We start from the raw sequence: 953 nt of genomic DNA, 5'->3' as shown, positions 1-953 counted from the left end.
TAGTTGGGCAGGTATAACCATACTGCTCAACTATTTTTTTGAGAATAAGTCCAATTTAAAGAAAAGAGGGCTGCCCTCAAGTAGATTTATCTACTTTTGGCACAGCTCTTTTTCGCTATTTCACGATCAATCGTTGAACTTGACAAGATTGGATTACAAGTGTAATACTGAGTGTGTATTACACTTGTAATCCACAAGGAAAGGAGGTAGCAATGTGAAAACTGTCCCTCATATTACGGATGCCGAATGGGAAGTTATGAAGGTGCTCTGGAACCAATCACCACGCACGGCGAATGAAGTGATTGATGCTATGCAGGACCAGACGGAGTGGAAGCCCAAAACGATCCGAACCCTGTTGAACCGATTAACACAGAAGCAGGCCCTGTCTTTTACGCAAGAAAACAGAGTGTATGCCTATTTCCCTTTAGTTTCTGAGGGCGAGTGTGTGAAGTCAGAGACGCATTCTTTTCTAAAAAGAATGTATGGCGGTGCCTTTAAGCCGATGCTGGTTAACTTTTTGAAGGAAGAGCAGCTCTCGGAGGAAGATATTAAAGAACTAAAAAATATTCTCGAAAATAAGTCCGAAAGGAAAGGGTGAAAGTGAACCAAACCAATGAACTCCTCAAGGGTATTTTTGAGTGGATTTTGTCTGTATCAGCCATGGCTGCCATTACGGTAGTGTTGATCATGCTGACCCAGCGTCTCCTGCATAAACGGATAAAACCTAGATGGCACTACCTCATGTGGTTGTTGGTGATGGTGCGACTGCTCCTACCCTGGGACCTGGAAAGCGATTTAAGCATCTACAATTGGCTATCCTACTCTGATGGCATTCACGAAATCGACTCCGCGGTTCAGATCGGAACGCAAGAGGGAGTGGCTGCTGTGGACTCAGTAGGTACTATTTTGTACAGATACTCCCTGTATGTATGGCTGCTTGGTATTGTCGTATT

The 953-nt window shown here is 44.0% G+C and carries 2 protein-coding genes; both read left to right on the top strand.

Annotated elements, in window-relative coordinates:
* Positions 1-214: 214 nt before the first annotated feature.
* Entirely contained in the window at positions 215-598 is a 384-nt protein-coding gene (blaI, locus tag AC1DUA_RS39130; RefSeq protein ID WP_477504803.1) for a penicillinase repressor BlaI, read from the top strand.
* Between the two features lie 2 nt (positions 599-600).
* Positions 601-953 (top strand): M56 family metallopeptidase (locus tag AC1DUA_RS39125; protein WP_477504802.1); only part of this gene is annotated, 353 nt, incomplete at its 3' end.

Source organism: Paenibacillus sp. 01T422 (genome assembly GCF_056398785.1).
The sequence above is the reverse complement of the archived record's forward strand: the minus strand, read 5'-3'. Positions and strand labels throughout refer to the sequence as shown.